This is a genomic window from Symbiopectobacterium sp. (assembly GCF_047692315.1).
Classification (GTDB): Bacteria; Pseudomonadota; Gammaproteobacteria; order Enterobacterales; family Enterobacteriaceae; genus Symbiopectobacterium.
The window spans coordinates 37516-55658 of sequence record NZ_JBLLJS010000005.1 but is presented as its reverse complement, the minus strand read 5'-3'; the positions used below and the strand labels follow the sequence as shown (position 1 = coordinate 55658).

At 51.3% G+C, this 18143-nt stretch carries 15 protein-coding genes and 2 pseudogenes; 5 read left to right on the top strand and 12 right to left on the bottom strand.

What is annotated here, in order from left to right; all coding sequences use genetic code 11:
• Positions 1-9 precede the first annotated feature (9 nt).
• From carA to ribF, 7 genes are all read right to left on the bottom strand, one after another.
• Complete coding sequence (gene carA / locus ACMZI0_RS01825) at positions 10-1158, bottom strand: glutamine-hydrolyzing carbamoyl-phosphate synthase small subunit (RefSeq protein WP_415671732.1); 1149 nt, start codon at positions 1156-1158, stop codon at positions 10-12.
• A 431-nt stretch (positions 1159-1589) separates the two neighbouring features.
• The gene (gene dapB, locus ACMZI0_RS01820; RefSeq protein WP_415671731.1) at positions 1590-2408 is read right to left on the bottom strand and encodes a 4-hydroxy-tetrahydrodipicolinate reductase; all 819 of its coding nucleotides are present in this window, start codon (positions 2406-2408) and stop codon (positions 1590-1592) included.
• 298 nt (positions 2409-2706) lie between these two features.
• Positions 2707-3657, bottom strand: coding sequence for a 4-hydroxy-3-methylbut-2-enyl diphosphate reductase (gene ispH, locus ACMZI0_RS01815; RefSeq protein ID WP_415671730.1), 951 nt, complete (start codon positions 3655-3657; stop codon positions 2707-2709).
• Positions 3638-4111, bottom strand: a complete 474-nt coding sequence (gene fkpB / locus ACMZI0_RS01810) for an FKBP-type peptidyl-prolyl cis-trans isomerase (RefSeq protein WP_415671729.1) — start codon at positions 4109-4111, stop codon at positions 3638-3640. The genes ispH and fkpB overlap by 20 nt, the downstream gene beginning before the upstream one ends.
• The gene (gene lspA, locus ACMZI0_RS01805) at positions 4108-4620 is read right to left on the bottom strand and encodes a signal peptidase II (protein ID WP_415671728.1); all 513 of its coding nucleotides are present in this window, start codon (positions 4618-4620) and stop codon (positions 4108-4110) included. Before lspA ends, fkpB begins: the two co-directional genes overlap by 4 nt.
• On the bottom strand, positions 4620-7433 hold the full coding sequence (ileS, locus tag ACMZI0_RS01800; RefSeq protein ID WP_415671727.1) for an isoleucine--tRNA ligase: 2814 nt from the start codon (positions 7431-7433) through the stop codon (positions 4620-4622). The genes lspA and ileS overlap by 1 nt, the downstream gene beginning before the upstream one ends.
• A 43-nt stretch (positions 7434-7476) precedes the next feature.
• Entirely contained in the window at positions 7477-8418 is a 942-nt protein-coding gene (gene ribF / locus ACMZI0_RS01795; RefSeq protein WP_415671726.1) for a bifunctional riboflavin kinase/FAD synthetase, read from the bottom strand.
• Between the two features lie 389 nt (positions 8419-8807).
• Between ribF and rpsT the strand changes: the two genes are divergently transcribed.
• The 4 genes from rpsT (at position 8808) to ACMZI0_RS01775 (ending at position 11605) form a co-directional block, all read left to right on the top strand.
• Positions 8808-9071 carry a 30S ribosomal protein S20 gene (gene rpsT / locus ACMZI0_RS01790; protein ID WP_415671725.1) on the top strand — a complete coding sequence of 88 codons (264 nt, stop codon included), beginning with the start codon at positions 8808-8810 and terminating at the stop codon, positions 9069-9071.
• Between the two features lie 231 nt (positions 9072-9302).
• Positions 9303-9497 carry a hypothetical protein gene (locus ACMZI0_RS01785; RefSeq protein WP_415671724.1) on the top strand — a complete coding sequence of 65 codons (195 nt, stop codon included), beginning with the start codon at positions 9303-9305 and terminating at the stop codon, positions 9495-9497.
• Positions 9498-9556: 59 nt separating this feature from the next.
• Positions 9557-10933, top strand: coding sequence for a hypothetical protein (locus ACMZI0_RS01780; RefSeq protein ID WP_415671723.1), 1377 nt, complete (start codon positions 9557-9559; stop codon positions 10931-10933).
• 81 nt (positions 10934-11014) lie between these two features.
• Positions 11015-11605: a hypothetical protein gene (locus tag ACMZI0_RS01775; RefSeq protein ID WP_415671722.1), complete on the top strand. Its 591-nt coding sequence runs from the start codon at positions 11015-11017 to the stop codon at positions 11603-11605.
• A gap of 325 nt (positions 11606-11930) precedes the next feature.
• Here the strand turns inward: ACMZI0_RS01775 and ACMZI0_RS01770 are convergent, their stop codons facing one another.
• From ACMZI0_RS01770 to dnaK, 3 genes are all read right to left on the bottom strand, one after another.
• A complete protein-coding gene (locus ACMZI0_RS01770; RefSeq protein WP_415671721.1) occupies positions 11931-12725 on the bottom strand; it encodes a hypothetical protein in 795 nt (264 codons plus the stop codon).
• Positions 12726-13115: 390 nt separating this feature from the next.
• The gene (gene dnaJ / locus ACMZI0_RS01765; protein WP_415671720.1) at positions 13116-14249 is read right to left on the bottom strand and encodes a molecular chaperone DnaJ; all 1134 of its coding nucleotides are present in this window, start codon (positions 14247-14249) and stop codon (positions 13116-13118) included.
• Between the two features lie 108 nt (positions 14250-14357).
• Positions 14358-16283, bottom strand: a complete 1926-nt coding sequence (gene dnaK / locus ACMZI0_RS01760) for a molecular chaperone DnaK (protein ID WP_415671719.1) — start codon at positions 16281-16283, stop codon at positions 14358-14360.
• A gap of 522 nt (positions 16284-16805) precedes the next feature.
• Here dnaK and ACMZI0_RS01755 point away from each other — a divergent pair.
• A pseudogene (locus ACMZI0_RS01755) lies at positions 16806-16983 on the top strand (acetate uptake transporter); the annotation flags it as partial.
• Here ACMZI0_RS01755 and ACMZI0_RS01750 read toward each other — a convergent pair.
• Positions 16951-17202 (bottom strand): annotated as a pseudogene (locus ACMZI0_RS01750) (MFS transporter); the annotation flags it as partial. The pseudogenes ACMZI0_RS01755 and ACMZI0_RS01750 sit on opposite strands and share 33 nt — an antisense overlap.
• A gap of 188 nt (positions 17203-17390) precedes the next feature.
• Complete coding sequence (gene mog, locus ACMZI0_RS01745) at positions 17391-17978, bottom strand: molybdopterin adenylyltransferase (protein WP_415671718.1); 588 nt, start codon at positions 17976-17978, stop codon at positions 17391-17393.
• Between the last annotated feature and the right edge of the window lie 165 nt (positions 17979-18143).

Here is an 18143-nt window from a genome sequence, read left to right as displayed (position 1 = left end):
TGCTCCCGATTATTTACCATTGGCACGATAAGATTGAATCAGTTCGATAAAGTGATCGAACAAAGGGGCCGCATCGTGCGGACCAGGGCTTGCTTCCGGGTGTCCCTGGAAACTGAACGCCGCTTTATCCGTGCGATGAATCCCTTGCAAGGAGCCGTCAAACAGAGATTTATGCGTCGGGCGCAGCGTCGCAGGCAGCGAGTTTTCATCAACAGCAAAACCGTGGTTCTGTGCAGTGATCATCACGCAGTCAGCATCCAGATCTTTCACCGGATGGTTACCGCCGTGGTGGCCAAATTTCATTTTGACGGTTTTAGCACCGCTTGCCAGCGCCAGCAGTTGGTGGCCAAGGCAGATGCCAAATACCGGAATGTCCGTTTCCAGGAAAGATTTAATCGCCTTGATGGCGTAGTCACACGGCTCCGGGTCGCCAGGGCCGTTAGAGAGGAAAATGCCATCCGGGTTCAGTTTCAGCACCTCTTCTGCGGAGGTCTGGGCAGGCACAACCGTCAGACGGCAGCCACGATCGACCAGCATACGCAGGATGTTGCGCTTCACACCGTAGTCATAAGCCACCACGTGGTACGGCAATTCACTTTCCGCTTTGGCGGCAGGCAAGTCACCGGTCAACGTCCAGCTGCCTTGCGTCCAACCATAACGTTCCTGGGTCGTTACTTCTTTTGCCAGATCCATGCCCTTAAGGCCTGGGAACGCTTTGGCTTTTTCCAGTGCCAGCGCCGCATCCGGCGCATCTCCGGCAATAATGCAGCCATTCTGCGCCCCTTTCTCACGCAGCAAGCGAGTCAGCTTACGCGTATCGATATCGGCGATGGCAACGATGTTATTGCGTTTCAGGTAATCCGACAGGCTCTCTTCATTACGGTAGTTGCTGGCAATCAAAGGCAGATCGCGAATAACCAGGCCTTGAGCATGAACAGAGGGGGATTCTTCGTCGCTGGCGTTAGTGCCGACATTACCGATATGGGGATAAGTGAGAGTGACAATCTGGCGGGAATAGGAAGGATCAGTGAGGATTTCTTGATAACCGGTCATCAACGTATTGAAGACCACTTCCCCCACTACCGCTCCCTCTGCCCCGATGGCACGACCGTGGAATTGGGTTCCGTCTTCCAGAACCAATAGCGCTGACTTAATCAAAATACCCTCCAAGGAATAAACAATCACATTATCTGCATATTAATTCAGATTAGCCACTCCAAATCAATGCAAAAATGACCTTTTGGTAAACTTTTGGCAAATTGCGCGCATTTTAATGAGGGTCGTTCAACTTGTCCACTCCAACCGACATTTTTCTTCATTTTTTATGGCTTACAACGTAACTGACTTGTCACAGCCATAAAAAAGGCAAAGTAAACAGTTGCCCGGCTACATTTTTAGCCAGGGGGAAATATTCGACCAGTATATATCAGACAAGGCAATGGAAGGTTAAAAAAACGCCACTAACGGCATTAAAAACGAATAAAATAAAATATTTTTGACGGTTATCATCAAAAATAAAAAAAGGATGTAAAATTAAAAAATTATTTAAAATAAGCCATCCCATTCAATAAATTAAGTATCATATAAACTCAAATATCATTCAAATAAAGAACATCCCTCATATCAAAAAGACCTTCTTTTTTATCTTTCAACCAAATTGCAGCGCGAACAGCACCATTAGCAAAGGTCATACGGCTGGAAGCCTTATGGCTAATCTCAATGCGCTCGCCAACATCCGCAAACATCGCGGTGTGCTCACCGACGATATCCCCGGCACGCAAGCTGGCAAAACCGATACTGTTTGGCACGCGTTCACCAGTGTGGCCTTCACGTGCATAGACTGCACAAGTTTTCAGATCGCGCCCTAACGATCCCGCAATGGCTTCTCCCATCGCCAACGCCGTACCTGACGGTGCATCCACTTTATGACGGTGGTGCGCTTCGAGAATCTCGATATCCGTGTAGTCGCCCATCACCATGGCTGCTTTCTCCAGCAATTTCAGCATCACGTTGACACCCACGCTAAAGTTGGCGGCAAACACAATCCCAATTTCCTGGGCAGCAGCACTGATGGCCGCTTTGCCGGCATCATCAAAGCCTGTGGTTCCGATAATCATGCCTTTGCCATGCTGACGGCAGAATGCCAGATGGGTTAATGTGCCTTCAGGACGCGTAAAATCGATGAAGATGTCAAAATCATCACGCACCGCATCCAGCGAATCCTGCACGGTAACGCCCAGCGTTCCCAGCCCTGCCAGCTCTCCGGCATCAACCCCAACCAGCGATGAGCCCTCGCGCTCCAACGCCGCACCGAGCGCTGTGCCCTCCATCTGCGAAACAGCCTGGATCAGTTGACGCCCCATTCGACCACCGGCACCGGCAATCGCTACACGTATTGCATCCTTCATCGTTATCTCTCTTTTTTCACTTGCGCCGTAAAAACGTTCTCAGGTTAGCGGGCCAACGCCATGGCTGCCAGCGGATTTCACGCAGGATTAGAAATTTCTGACAAAAAGGGGGAATAATCAGTAAAAGCTATTAGTCAGGAGGCGATCGCCACACGCTGACAGATAAATCCACTCGTATATGCCTAATAGGTCATTACGCATAATCATGCAGTTTTTATGCATCAGAAAAAGGCGGGAATTAAGGTAAAAAATAGCAGGGATAACACCCTGCTATTTTTTTAGAATGCCTCACTCAGTGTCAGTCAATTTGCTTCACTTCCACGCGCAGCTCTTTCGGCACCTCAAAGACAATATTCTCTTCACGCCCTTCCAGTTCCAGCGCGACTTTTCCGCCAAATGACTTAAGGCGTTCAATCACCTGCTGAACCAGAATGTCCGGTGCAGAAGCCCCCGCGGTTACGCCAACGCATGTGGCCTCTGCAAGCCAGCGCTCCTGAATATCATTCGCGGAGTCGATGAGGTAAGCGGGTATGCCTGCTCGCTGGGCCAGTTCTGCCAACCGATTGGAGTTGGAGGAGTTTTTCGACCCCACGACCAGCACCACGTTTGCGCGTTCAGCCAGGTAGCGCACGGCTTCCTGACGATTGGTGGTGGCATAGCAGATATCGTCTTTGCGCGGGCCGATAATCTGTGGAAAGCGTTCACGCAGCGCGTCGATCACAGCGGAGGTATCATCGACCGACAGCGTGGTTTGCGTCATAAAGCAGAGGTTACCCTCATCTTTCACCTGCAAATTCCACACATCTTCTGGAGACTCCACCAGATACATGCCACCGTCATCGTTGCTGTACTGCCCCATGGTGCCCTCCACTTCCAGGTGGCCCGCATGACCGATCAGGATAGCTTCTACCCCTTTACGGCTGGCGCGCGCCACCTCCATGTGTACCTTGGTCACCAGCGGGCAGGTAGCATCAAAGACGGTCAGATCGCGATTCTTCGCCTCCGCCCGCACCGCCTGAGACACACCGTGCGCAGAGAAAATCAGGATCGCCCCATCGGGAACTTCGCCGATCTCTTCAATGAAGATCGCACCGCGTTCACGCAAGCCATCCACCACATAGCGGTTATGCACCACTTCGTGGCGCACATAAATCGGCGTGCCGTAAATTTCCAACGCGCGCTCGACAATGCTGATCGCCCGATCGACTCCCGCGCAGAAGCCACGCGGATTAGCCAGTAAGATTTGCACGCTCAACCTCCTGCGCGACAGGATCGATATCTATCACCTCAATCTCAAAGCTTACACTATGACCAGCAAGCGGGTGATTGAAATCAACCGTGATCGATTCTTCCGCCACTTCACGGATTACACCAGGCATATCATTACCCGCCACGCCGCTGAACAACATGATGGTGCCCACTTCCGGCACGCCGGTCTGGGCAAAATCGCGGCGCAGAAAGAACTGGATCAAATCCGGGTTGGACGGCCCGAAGGCCGATTCCGGCGGCAGCGTGAAACGGTGCTTATCGCCCCGGCGCAAGCCGAGGAGTTGCTGTTCCAGTGCCGGAGATAAGCTCTCATCCCCCAGGCGAAACAGCGCGGGTTTACCCCGTTCGCGGGTCGATTCCACGACGCTGCCATCTTCCAGCGTCAGCACAAAATGCAGCAATACGGCGCTGGTATTCTGTACGCTTTGCGTCATGCTTGCCCCTTCGGCTTCGCCGAGGCGTCGTGAGGTGCCAGAAAGCCTTCCAGCACCACCAGACCCGCCCCGATGCAGATGGCCGTGTCCGCCAGATTGAACGTAGCGAAGTGCCAGTCGCCGACATAGAAGTCAATATAATCGACCACAAAGCCGTGCCACGTCCTGTCGAACAGGTTCCCCAACGCACCACCGATAATCAGCGCATAGGCAATATTGCTCAGCTTCTGATCGGCACGGTTGCGGTACATCATTACCAACAGTGCCACCACGATCATGATGGCTACGCCAGCAAAAAACCACCGCTGCCAGCCGCCTTTATCCGCCAGAAAGCTAAACGCCGCGCCATAGTTGCGGGCATAGTGCAGGTTCAACGAGGGAAACAGCGCCCAGGTTTCACCCAGCTCACAATTCGCTAGCACCCAATGTTTGACGGCAAGATCTACCGCCAACACTACCAGCACCAGCCACAGCCAGCGCAACCCACTGGAACAGATCGATTTATTCATCAGACAAATTTACGCTCTTCGCCATTACCGCCCACATTTGTGGCACAGCGTCCGCATACCTCTGGGTGCGCAGCATCCACACCGATATCGGACTCGTAGTGCCAGCAACGCGGGCACTTGTGCCCATCCGCCTTGCTTAAGGCAATTTTCAGGCCAGAGAGTTCACTCGCCTGCGCATCCGCCGGAGCATCTTCATAGCGTTCAACCCGAGCCTTGGAGGTCAGCAGCGCAAAATGCAGCTCCTGTTGCAGACGGCCCAGCTTCTCAGTCAGTTCTGCATCGGCATAGAGCGTTACCGCCGCTTCCAGCGAGCCACCAATACGCTTGTCGTTACGCGCCTGCTCAATCACCTTGTTCACTTCGGCACGCACTTCCAAGATGTCGGCCCAGAATGCATCGTTCAGGGTTTCATCTTCCTCCAGCCCGAACAAGGCGTCATACCACTCTTCGGTAAACACGTACTGCGCGCGTTTGCCCGGCAGGTAGCCCCAGACTTCATCGGCGGTGAAGGACATGATCGGTGCCATCCAACGCACCAGCGCTTCCGCAATGTGGAACAGCGCGGTCTGACAGCTACGGCGTGCCACACTGTCATGCTTGGCGGTGTACTGGCGATCCTTGATGATATCCAGGTAGAACGAGCCCATTTCGATGGAGCAGAACTGCATCAGGCGTTGCACCACGCGGTGGAAATCGTAGCTTTCGTACGCTTCAACGATCTCTTGTTGTGCGGCTTGCGCACATCCCACAGCCCAACGATCCAGCACCACCATCTCTTCCGGCTTCACGCTGTGCAGCGCCGGATCGAACCCATTCAGATTCGCCAGCAAGAAACGCGCGGTGTTACGGATGCGACGATAGGCATCGGCAGAGCGTTTGAGGATCTCATCGGACACCGCGATCTCACCGGAGTAGTCGGTGGAACCGATCCACAGACGCAGAATATCCGCGCCCAGCTTGTCCATCACGTCTTGCGGCGCAATGGTGTTGCCGATGGATTTGGACATCTTGCGGCCCTGACCATCCACGGTGAAGCCGTGGGTCAGCACCTGGCGGTACGGCGCTTTGCCTTTGATCGCGGTAGAGATCATCAGCGAGGACATGAACCAGCCGCGATGCTGGTCAGAACCTTCCAGATACATATCGGCCGAATGCCCTGCAAATTCCGGGCGCACATCCACCACAGAGGCGTGGGTCGATCCGGAATCGAACCACACGTCCAGCGTATCCGGCACTTTGACATAATTGGCAGCGTCCGCCCCCAGCACGTCGGCCGGATCAAGATCCCACCATGCCTGGATACCGTCTTGCTCAACGCGTTTAGCCACCGCTTCGATCAGCTCCGGCGTGCGCGGGCGCAGCTCTTCGGTCTCTTTGTGGACAAACAGCGCCATCGGCACGCCCCAGGTACGCTGGCGTGAGATACACCAGTCTGGGCGGTTGGCGACCATTGCCTCGATACGCGCCTGACCCCAATCCGGGATCCACTGCACGCCTTTGATTTCAGACAGCGACTGCTGACGCAACCCTTTTTGATCCATGCTGACGAACCACTGCGGCGTGGCACGGAAGATGATCGGCGACTTGTGACGCCAGCAGCACGGATAGCTGTGTTGCAGTTTTTCCACATGCAGCAGCGCACCTCTGTCACGCAGCATGTCAACGATGATGTCGTTGGCTTTGAAGACGAACTTGCCGTCCAGACTCGGGTGTGTGCCCGGCAGATAGCAGCCGTTCGGGCCGACCGGGTTGGCGATTTCGAGCTGGTATTTCTGGCTGATGACGTAGTCATCCGGGCCGTGACCGCCCGCGGTATGCACCGCACCGGTACCGGCATCCAGCGTGACATGGTCGCCCAGGATCGCCGGCACATCGAAATTCAGGAGCGGGTGATTGAAACGCAGCAATTCGAGATCCGCGCCCTTGCACTCGCCCAGCACGGTCCAGCTTGCCACACCCAGGCGCGCCATTACACTGTCCACCAGTTCGGCGGCCAGGATTAGCGCTTTGCCTTCAATTTGCACGAGTTGGTAAACGAAGTCGGCATTCAGAGAAATCGCGCGGTTTGCCGGCAGCGTCCACGGGGTGGTGGTCCAGATAACCAGCGCAATCGGGCCTGCAACGGAAGCTACACCGAATTTTGCCGCAACAGTTGCAGCATCGACGGCAGCAAAAGCCACATCAATAGACGGAGAGGTTTTGTCGTAATACTCCACCTCAGCTTCCGCCAGTGCAGAACCACAATCGGCGCACCAGTGCACCGGTTTAGCTCCTTTATGCAGATGCCCGTTGTCGATGATCTTGCCGAGGGCACGAATGATATTCGCCTCGGTGTTGAAATCCATGGTCAGATACGGGTGATCCCAATCGCCCAGTACGCCGAGACGGATAAAATCTTTCTTCTGCCCGGCAACCTGTTCCGCAGCATACTTGCGACATGCCTGACGAAACTCCGCCGCGCTCACCTTCTCGCCCGGCTTGCCAATCAATTGCTCAACTTTCAGTTCGATAGGCAGGCCGTGGCAGTCCCACCCCGGCACATACGGCGAATCGTAGCCGGACAGCCCTTTGGATTTGACAATAATATCTTTCAGAATCTTGTTAACTGAGTGACCAATGTGAATGTTGCCATTCGCATACGGAGGACCATCATGCAGAATGAAGGCTTTCTTGCCCTTTTTCGCCTGACGAATAATTCCGTACAGATCCTGTTCATACCAACGTTTCAGCATGTCAGGTTCACGCTTGGCCAGATCGCCACGCATCGGGAACCCTGTTTCCGGCAAATTCAGGGTAGTTTTATAGTCACTCATTAGATTCTCGATTTAGTTTCGGCCATACCTTGGGGTATGAATATTACACCGGTGCTGCTAACCCGAAAAACCTCCGGGCCGTCAACACATCCTCGGCGATTTTCTGCGTCAATGCCTCTAGCGACGCAAACCGCTGTTCATTTCGTATTTTCTTACACAGCGCCACTTCGATGTGACGCCCGTACAGATCCATGGCGACATCCAGCAGGTGCACCTCTAACTGCTGACGTTTATCGCCGTCTACCGTTGGCCGGGTGCCAATATTGGCGACACCGGGAAACGGTGTCGGGCCGAGACCGTACACTTCGACGGCATAAACCCCACTGACTGGCGACACCTGGCGTTTCATCGGCAGATTAGCGGTAGGAAACCCCAACGTTCTGCCCAGCTCTTTACCATGCACCACGCGCCCGGAAATGCTGTAAGGGTGGCCCAACAACTCCTGCGCCAGCGGCAGATCGTCATGCAGCAATGCGTCACGGACTGCGGTGCTGCTTACGCGCTTACCACCATTACAGAACGTTGCTGTGCTAATCACCTCAAAACCATGGGCTTGCCCAGCCCTCTGTAATAACAGGAAATCACCGCTACGACCAGCCCCGAAGCGGAAGTCATCCCCCACGACGAGAAATTTTACACCGAGCTTTTCCACCAGAAGATGACGCACAAAGTCCCGTGCATCGTGTGCGGCGAAGGCGGTGTCAAATTTGACGCACAGCAGCTCATCCACACCTGCGCGCGCCAGATAGTTCACCTTGTCCCGCAGCCGTGTCAGCCGAGCGGGAGCCTGCTCAGCGGCGAAGAGCTCAAGCGGCTGTGGCTCGAAAATCATCACCATCACGGGCAAATTACGCGCCTGCCCTTCCTGCTTTAACCGCTCAAGCAGCATTTGGTGCCCACGGTGTACGCCGTCGAAATTGCCGATGGTGAGCACACAACCATAATGGCGTGCCCGAAGATTGTGTATACCGCGGATTAGCTGCATGGCGACTCAGGAACAGTTTGGTTAACGATATGGAAATCGGCGGATTATACCTTGTACAGCGGTTAAGGTTAAGGCTCGATTCACGCCTTTTGTCACGCAATTGCTCGGCAGTGCCTACCGATCGCGCCATGAACCACCTCCACTGCTTTGCCCCGCGTGAGCAAAAATTCTTCTTTCTTATCAAAACTTCGTCAGGTAAACGTGAATTTCTGTCGGGAAACACTGTATTCCAGAGCGCGAAGCTGTTAAAATCCTGCGCCATCACAACGTAACAAGCGTGGCGTACAAACGGCGCTTATTTGCACAAATCCATTGACAAAAGAAGGCAGAACGGGCATATTCCTCGGCCTTTGAATTGTCCTTGAAAGAAAATATTTGGGAGTTGGACCTTGGCTAATATCAAATCAGCTAAGAAACGCGCTGTACAGTCTGAAAAGCGCCGCAAGCACAACGCTAGCCGTCGCTCCATGATGCGTACTTTCATCAAGAAAGTATACGCCGCGATCGCTACTGGCGATAAAGAAGCTGCACAAAAAGCGTTTAATGACATGCAACCGATCGTGGATCGTCAGGCTAGCAAAGGTCTGATCCACAAGAACAAAGCTGCACGTCATAAATCCAACCTGGTTGCTCAGATCAGCGCACTGCAGTAATTGCTTGCGTAGACATCTGTCTTCCTTGTTGTAAGAAAAAACCGGCTTAGGCCAGGCCGGTTTTTTTGTTTCTGTGCATTTAACCCCACGCATCACCACGCCCTCTGCTGTTACCCTGCCATTGTCATTTTTTTATGTCGTTCCGTTCTGTAAGGCGCTTTTTTAATAGCCGAAAATAGCTTCGAAATTATGCTGGCATGTTTACAGTATCCAGCATTAATGAGGTTTCTTATGGTAGCCGCACTCCCCAAAACGAGTTCCCCCATAGTATTGAATAACCAGGAGCAAACCGCTCAACAGGCGCCATCGATAAAGATGCCGAAAACCGCTTCCTTCAACACCATGAACGGGCTCGGCAGCACAGCAGGTCAACACACCGAAGGGCAGACCCGAAATAAATGCGATGATAACACCGCCAAAAAATAACACATTTGCGCAGTGCATTAACCCATTCACGTACTGTACCCAATCTGCGTGCGGTGACAATGTTTAACCAGAAAAAACACACCGCAACGACATCTCTTGCTTCCAATACAGAGCAACACGCTTACGAGGCGGCACCTTCCAGCGCCGAATTCTCCCGACAAAAAATTATGACAACGCTTGCACATGATGCGGAGCGTCAGGTGAACAAATGCCATTTACTAAGATTGGGCGCAGAAAAGCGATCGACACGGCCAGCCATCTCCCAGCCCATGCTCGGCAAGCTACCTGCAAGCAATATCGCAGTCGCATTAACTGCCACCTCCCCCAAGGAAACACTCACAAAAGCAGAAGCGATTGTTGATAACGCCGTCACGAAATTTGGTATTGTAGAAAAAGGCATGACAGATCCCAAATATGCCAGCCAGGCTATCGACTCAGCCCTATCCGCTATCTATAGCAACCATAAAGACAATTTCTTAAAACGCCTGGAGCAGAGTGCCAAACCTGTTCAGAATGAACTGCTCAGCACCCTCCCCGATAACACGAAGCGGGAAATTCGACAGGTGCTCTCCGGTGCTCAAACCTCGCAGCCACAGCAAACAAAGACGAAAGTCACAGGCGCACTGGACAAGTTGGAGCAAATAAAAAATAAACCGTTCGTGAAAGCGTTTGGGATGAGCAAAGTCGTAAATCTACTGCAAAAAGGGATAGTCAGAATTGCGGGGCGCGGCTTGTTCAGAAACAGCCTGCAAGACGCTGTCGCCAACGCCTATCAGGAAGGGCGCAATGCCAGTCTAGCCAAGGGATCGCTAAAGGCACTTGACGCCGTGACACAAGAAATCACACAGCATCAACGTGGTTCTGCTGGAGCACGCGCAAGCAGTATGCCCTACCCCTACACCGCGCTTGAAACCGTTACCCACCAAGCGGTGCTCAATCATCTCTTAAAAACCAAGGGCCACGCGCGCGATAATGGAAACACCCTCTCAGCGGCTGCGCAAATTGCTTACCATAAAGGACTTTGTGACGGCATTCGTAACGCCTATCTGCACACTATAGGCACTGCCGCACAGGAAGCGGGCCTTTCCGGCAATGCACCAGACAGAAGCGACAAAGCCTTCACGCCAACCGGGGCCGGTGCTAATCCGTATATCAGGCCAATGTTAGACGCGGTGGCTCAGCTATATCCCGACGCCTTGATGAACCCGGAAATTAAAGAGCAACTGTCAAAACATGCCCACGATCGGTTAATAGCAGAAATAGACGTTTTATCACGAGATTTAAAACCCATACTTGTGAACATGTCGCATCCAGAGTTTGATAACAATCCGGCGTTGAAAACTAAACTACAAAATTTAATGAACCATTCTTCAAAGTGCTTCACGGATAATCTGGCAACGATTTCTACCCGTTTTGAAGGGTTGAATCCTTATTAATGCTATTGGGCCAGCGGTTTATTAAAGCGGTACGGCCCCCTCCTCGATTAATATCATATAACCTAGCTCTCAGGAGGCTATATGCGAGCAGCCATATCAAGTAACATTAGCGCATTAATGAAAAAATTTACGCTACCATTACAGCCGTCATTCACAAAAAATACATCTGTTGGCGTTATCAAACATGATTTTCAAAAAGCGTCAAACAGCACAATAAAATTCACACATTCACCCAATGAGTCATTTAAAGCCCCGGCCAACCAAATGCCGCTCAGTGAACGCAAGGTTATTTATGCGCGGAAACTCTCAGACAGTTTCGCGAGCAAACACGGTAAATGCCTACAGGATCTGAACAGCCGCTTAGCCGCAGGTCGCCCTTCGCCCATTAAAAAGCCTCTCGTTGCAACACCTGCGCCAGCACCTGTCACGGTGAGCACGTTCACTCCGCCAGCGCCCGTAAAACTGGGTAAAATGGGGATGCCACCACCGCCTATGCCGCCAGCATCGTATGTGCCGCCGAGAATCATCCAGATAGATACGGTACGTTCGGAACCTGTGGTACGAGAAAAGAAAAGCATTAAACCCGAAACAACGCCGAAATATAATTCAGTCATGGATGAGCTCAAAAAAAGATTTGAAGCCTCCAATAAAATACAAGAAAGAAGCCACTAAAACGCTTCAGAACAAAAATATGGCGCGAAATCTCGCGCCATTGAATACAAACTACGCTTTTATTTATTAGTCCGTAAAAATCTTTTCATTACTCCGTAGCGATATAGAATCCATCAAGGTAACCATCACTGCCTATGTTTCCATGTTCACTTTGATAAGATTGGTGTCTGGCAACAATGTAATCCTTACCCTTGTATTTTATATAATAAGGATGCACCAAGCCTTCAACGGGCAATATTCTTGTCGTGGTTTTTTTATCGATATCGGTTTTCCAGACACAGGCAACCCCACCATCATTGTCAAAATAGAACGTGTTTTTATCTCCCTACGTATAACGACGATCATAAGCCCATTGAGATGATTTATCATCTTGTGGATCTAATTGAGGAAGGAAAACATCAACGCCAAGATCAGGCCTGTCTGATGGGAAATAGTAAATACTGTCAGTTGCCGCAATGCGCCATTTTCCGTCGGGTGAGCCCGCTTGACTGGTACAGGTTGAGATACCACAGTACCCATTCCATTCTTCACTATTTTCTTCACTACCTTCTCTGAAAGTCGTTGCCGGAACTTCTTTTGCTGTCGAAAGCCCTTTATCCGACACCTCTATTTCAAATTGCTTTTCATAATGGAATTCACTACGACCATAAGTGATGGAATAGCTAATGATATTATCATCCGTCACATTATAGTTCACCACCGGGGTATATACGGTAGTCATCTTGTAATCATAGAGCGCAACAAGTTTTAATTCATTGCTGTGAGGCGTCGAGTCGGTATACATATAGATTTTAGCATTCGTCGAATTCGCCACTGAAAAGAATATCGCTAAATCACCATTGATAACCCTATGCGTTAAAAGACGCCAGTAACCATTATTTTCATCATACTGCCGCATATCACCACGATAACGAAATAGTCTTTTTATCTTCCACGGCGCTTCATCAATGGCGAATCCTGATGCGGTTGTCATACCTTTTTGTAACGGCTTATCCAACCATTTGCCAAACAAGGTTTTAATAGAAGAAAAATTATGAACCATTTCAATATGTTGAATCTGCCGTTGGTATTCAGATTTTATGCAGTCAACATCAGTGCCGCACGCATTTCTTCGTGCCAACCATTCACGCTACTCCCTCATCAAAGAACCTTTAGCAACACTATTATCCAAAGCGATCGCGTAACGCTTATTCGCGATGGTATCGATACCACTCAGAGAAGGCGTATTGCATATTGTCTTTTCGGTTTCATTCAGGTTTTCGAGCGAACAGTTAAATCCGGCGGCCTGAACATTTGCATAGCAGGCTAATAGTGCCGAAAACAACATGATTTTTCCCAGTTTTATCTTTTTCCCTAATTATTTCCCTATAAAATCCAATGATATTGGTTCAAAGAAATCATTAGCAAGAGCAGGGATATAAATTTGGCCTATTAGGATCATGTTGATGAAAACTCCGAGCATAAAAAAACCGGTGATGTATCACCGGTTTTTTTATCTGAGCATTTGACCTTAACGGGTCAAATCATCGAAAAACTTTTTCACACCATCGAAAAAGCTTTTGGAACGTGGGCTGTTTCTCTCTCCGGAAGGCCCACCAAAGCTCTCTTCCAGTTCTTGCAATAGCTGTTTCTGGCGATCGTTAAGGTTAACCGGCGTTTCGACCACGACACGGCACAGCAGATCCCCTTGCGCGCCACCGCGTACCAATTTCACACCTTTGCCACGCATACGGAACAATTTTCCGGTTTGTGTTTCCGCTGGCACCTTCAGTTTCACGCGGCCATCCAGCGTCGGCACTTCAATCTCGCCACCTAATGCCGCCATCGCAAAGTTGATAGGCACTTCGCAATAAAGATTGTTCTCTTCACGTTGGAAGATCGGATGTGGCTTAACCTGCACCTGAACGTACAGATCGCCCGCCGGTGCGCCGTGCTCCCCGGCCTCACCTTCACCAGCCAAACGGATACGATCCCCCGTATCCACGCCAGCGGGGATTTTCACCGATAGCGTTTTACTGGTTTCAACTCGGCCATGACCATGACATTTGTTGCAAGGATCTTTAATAATCTTGCCACGCCCATGACAGTGCGGACAGGTTTGCTGAACGGTAAAGAACCCTTGACGCATCTGCACCTGACCATTGCCGTGACAGGTTGGGCAGGTTACCGGTGAGCTGCCCGGTTTTGCACCGCTGCCATGACAGGAATCGCACTCTTCGAGCGTCGGAATGCGGATCTCTTTGGCGACGCCACGAACCGCTTCTTCCAGCGTCAACTCCATGTTATAGCGTAAATCGGCACCGCGGCTGGCACGCTGACGACGTCCACTGCCGAAAATATCGCCGAATACGCCGCCAAAGATATCGCCAAAATCTGCGCCGCCGAAACCGCCAGCAGCACCGCCGCCCATACCGCCTTGCTCAAACGCGGCGTGGCCGTACTGATCGTAAGCCGCCCGTTTCTGCGCATCCGTCAGAATTTCATAGGCTTCTTTGATCTCTTTGAATTTTGCTTCAGCGCCTTTATCACCGGGGTTACGGTCCGGGTGATACTTCATCGCCAGGCGCTTGTAGGCCTTTTTGATCTCCCGCTCATCGGCCTCTTTAGCAACGCCTAGCGCTTCGTAATAATCTTGCTTCGCCATGTTTTTTCCTGCCCTCAACATGCGTGCACGGGCGCAGAGTTTCCTCGACGCCCGTGCCTGGTTTGCCAACAACGCCTTATCAGCGTTACTGCGCCCGCCTAAGGGCGATTATTTTTTGTCTTTCACTTCTTCGAATTCAGCGTCTACAACGTCGTCTTCTTTACGCGCGGCGTCATCTGCACTGCCTGCTCCAGCAGCTTGTGCCTGCTGTTGCGATGCTTCCAGCAGTTTGGCAGACGCTTCGATCAGCGTTTGGATCTTCGCTTCGATATCCGCTTTGTCCTCATCCGCTTTGTCCTCGCCTTTTAGTGCACTTTCCAGCGCTTTCAGGGCATCTTCAATCGCGGTTTTATCGTTAGCGGCCAGCTTATCGCCAGACTCTTCCAGTTGCTTACGCGTGCTGTGCAGCAGGTGATCGCCCTGATTGCGCGTCTGAACCAGCTCTTCGAATTTACGGTCTGCTTCTGCGTTCGCTTCTGCATCACGTACCATTTTTTGGATTTCATCTTCATTTAAGCCAGAAGAGGCTTTAATGGTGATGTTCTGCTCGCGGCCACTATTTTTGTCTTTAGCGGAAACGTGCAGGATACCGTCAGCATCGATATCGAAGGTCACTTCGATCTGCGGCATACCACGCGGCGCAGCCTGAATACCATCCAGATTAAACTGACCCAGCGATTTGTTGTCATGTGCGCGTTTACGTTCGCCCTGCAACACATGGATGGTTACCGCGGACTGGTTATCTTCCGCCGTAGAGAACACCTGGCTGTGCTTGGTCGGGATGGTGGTGTTCTTGGTAATCAGCGGCGTCATCACACCACCCATGGTTTCGATACCCAGCGACAGCGGGGTAACGTCCAGCAGCAGCACGTCTTTAACGTCACCCGCCAACACGCCGCCCTGCACCGCAGCACCAATCGCCACAGCTTCATCCGGGTTGACGTCTTTGCGCGGTTCTTTGCCAAAGAAGTCAGCCACTTTCTTCTGCACCAGCGGCATACGGGTTTGTCCACCCACCAGAATTACGTCCTGTACGTCAGAAACGGACAGCCCGGCATCCTGCAATGCCACTTTCAGCGGTTCCAGTGAACGCGTCACCAGTTCTTCTACCAGCGACTCCAACTTGGCGCGCGTCACTTTGATATTCAGGTGTTTCGGCCCGGTAGCATCCGCCGTGATGTACGGCAGGTTAACGTCAGTCTGCTGCGCAGAAGAAAGCTCAATCTTGGCTTTTTCTGCCGCTTCTTTCAGACGCTGCATAGCCAACGGATCGTTGCGCAGGTCGAAGCCTTGTTCTTTCTTGAATTCATCAACTAGGTAGTTGATCAAACGGCCGTCGAAGTCTTCGCCACCCAGGTGGGTATCACCGTTGGTTGCCAGTACTTCAAAGGTTTTTTCGCCGTCAACTTCATCGATTTCGATGATGGAAATATCGAACGTACCGCCGCCCAGGTCATAGACTGCAATGGTACGGTTGCCAACTTCTTTATCAAGACCGTATGCCAGCGCAGCCGCTGTCGGTTCGTTGATGATACGTTTTACTTCCAGACCTGCGATACGGCCCGCATCTTTGGTCGCCTGACGCTGCACATCGTTAAAATACGCCGGCACGGTGATAACCGCTTCGGTGATGGTTTCACCGAGGTAGTCTTCCGCCGTTTTCTTCATTTTTTTCAGCACTTCAGCAGAGATCTGCGGCGGTGCCATTTTCTGATCTTTCACTTCCAACCAGGCGTCACCGTTATCTGCCGCAACGATGTTGTACGGCATGATGTTGGTATCACGCTGCACTTCTTCATCTTTAAAGCGACGGCCAATCAGACGCTTGATAGCAAACAGGGTATTTTTCGGGTTAGTGACTGCTTGACGTTTAGCAGGCTGACCAACCAGAATTTCACCATCTTGCGTATAAGCAATAATAGAAGGCGTTGTGCGATCGCCTTCGCTGTTTTCCAGTACTTTAGCCTGCGTACCGTCCATAATCGCTACACAAGAGTTGGTTGTACCCAGGTCGATACCAATAATCTTACCCATCTAAACATCTCCACTAAAAAGTCGTATTCGGTGTGGTCGTTCAACCTACTATGCGGGCGAAAAGGGGATTTTCAACTCAGCCAGGTGAATTTTTCAGTTTCTGCCCCCACGAGGTCTCCTCATCCACACGGCGTTCTCAGATACCACGGGCAAACTCATGCTGCCCAGCATATCCCGTTACAAGAGGTCAAACCGTTTCGGTTGGAAATAAGATGGGGACGGCAATTTCCTCATCAAGGGGGGGAGCGAAAAAAAATGCAGACGATCCCCTTTATGATCAAACTATTCCTCTTGCGCCTTGTTGTATCCGCGCAATCGTCCCGCTATCATGCCGCGCCGCAATTAAAATTTTTTTAGAAAATTTCACCGTTGCGTTGTTTTCATTGTGACATAGCTTTCACTGTTACATAGCAATGGCCTACCGGGACGACGAGCAAGGACAGCTCGCCAGAGATCAGGAAACACCGACAGAGCGCGGCATCGAGCAAGCTACACAACTCCACTATTGTATTCTGAGGATTTATGCAAACGAACTCGCTGGCGAATCCCGGGTCCGTTAGGGCTGATGGGCTTCGGGATGACCACCATTCTTCTTAACCTGCACAACGCGGGCTTTTTCCCACTTTCTTCTATTATTCTCAGCATGGGGATTTTCTACGGCGGCATTGCCCAGATCATCGCTGGGCTGTTGGAATACAAGGCCCCCCAACGGGCGGTCCAGGTAGCCTGCGGCAAAGATACCGAAGGTTTGCAACTGGCGCAGCCACTCAGGGATGTCTGGAGGGAAAAAGAGCTCGCCAATCACCGCGGCGAAAAAAACGAAAATGATGAAATCGTAAAACTCCAACGCGCCGCCCAGCGCCGCCAGGGAGAGCGTTTTGTAATCCTGACCGTTCAGTTGGCGCTGTTTTTGTAGCAATGGCTGTGCTGACGATTGTTGTGATGAAAATTGATTGTGATGGAGCGTTATCACCGTTCATAAGTTACCGAATAAGGCCAGAGTGAGAGAAAAATAATTTGCCGTCCTTGTGTAAAGCTAAGATTACTATAACGACTAAAATTTTACACTCCAGCAAAGCTGTAGCCTATGTTTAAAATTTCCCAACTTTAGCTTTTTGTGTCGCGGATCGCATTCTTGGGACGAAATGCTGCTACCACTTGCGGATCGGTTTCCACATAAGGTCCTTCCAGCAACTGTATACAATACGGTACACTGGCAAAGATTCCTGGCACCACCACGTTTCCAGCATCATCTTTCAACCCTTCCAGCGTCTCTTTGATGGATTTAGGTTGCCCCGGCAAATTCAGGATTAACGCCTGTTTGCGAATAACCCCCACCTGACGCGATAAAATCGCCGTAGGAACAAAGCGCAAGCTGATCTGGCGCATCTGTTCGCCAAAGCCCGGCATTTCGCGATCGGCCACCGCCAACGTGGCATCCGGTGTGACATCGCGCCGTGCCGGTCCTGTACCGCCCGTTGTAAGCACCAGATGACACTGACGTTCATCCACCAGCTCACACAAGGCTTGCTCAATCAACGGTTGCTCATCAGGAATGAGACGAGACTCCACGACAAATGGCGTGGTCAGCGCAGTCGCAAGCCACTCCTGCAAAGCAGGGATGCCCTTATCTTGATACACCCCGCTCGAGGCGCGGTCGGAGACGGATAACAGACCAATACGCAGTTCATTCATAACAACATCTCTGTCAGTTAAAATCTGATTTTAACAATCTTTTCCCTGCATGAGGGCAGCACATCATTTAACAAGCTACGTTATCGGTAATAATGTGAGTTAAGCGGGTTTTTATGCCGCCAAAGAAAAAAGATTGCGTTTATATTTAAAGTCACGGCCACTTAG

Excerpts from the sequence above, each read along its gene's own strand:
- mog (WP_415671718.1), bottom strand. The coding sequence starts at position 17,978 with ATGAATGAACTGCGTATTGGTCTGTTATCCGTCTCCGACCGCGCCTCG.
- dapB (WP_415671731.1), bottom strand. The coding sequence starts at position 2,408 with ATGAAGGATGCAATACGTGTAGCGATTGCCGGTGCCGGTGGTCGAATG.
- dnaK (WP_415671719.1), bottom strand. The coding sequence starts at position 16,283 with ATGGGTAAGATTATTGGTATCGACCTGGGTACAACCAACTCTTGTGTA.
- ACMZI0_RS01785 (WP_415671724.1), top strand. The coding sequence starts at position 9,303 with ATGGTAGCCGCACTCCCCAAAACGAGTTCCCCCATAGTATTGAATAAC.
- ACMZI0_RS01780 (WP_415671723.1), top strand. The coding sequence starts at position 9,557 with ATGTTTAACCAGAAAAAACACACCGCAACGACATCTCTTGCTTCCAAT.
- fkpB (WP_415671729.1), bottom strand. The coding sequence starts at position 4,111 with ATGACGCAAAGCGTACAGAATACCAGCGCCGTATTGCTGCATTTTGTG.
- ileS (WP_415671727.1), bottom strand. The coding sequence starts at position 7,433 with ATGAGTGACTATAAAACTACCCTGAATTTGCCGGAAACAGGGTTCCCG.
- ACMZI0_RS01775 (WP_415671722.1), top strand. The coding sequence starts at position 11,015 with ATGCGAGCAGCCATATCAAGTAACATTAGCGCATTAATGAAAAAATTT.
- dnaJ (WP_415671720.1), bottom strand. The coding sequence starts at position 14,249 with ATGGCGAAGCAAGATTATTACGAAGCGCTAGGCGTTGCTAAAGAGGCC.
- lspA (WP_415671728.1), bottom strand. The coding sequence starts at position 4,620 with ATGAATAAATCGATCTGTTCCAGTGGGTTGCGCTGGCTGTGGCTGGTG.
- ribF (WP_415671726.1), bottom strand. The coding sequence starts at position 8,418 with ATGCAGCTAATCCGCGGTATACACAATCTTCGGGCACGCCATTATGGT.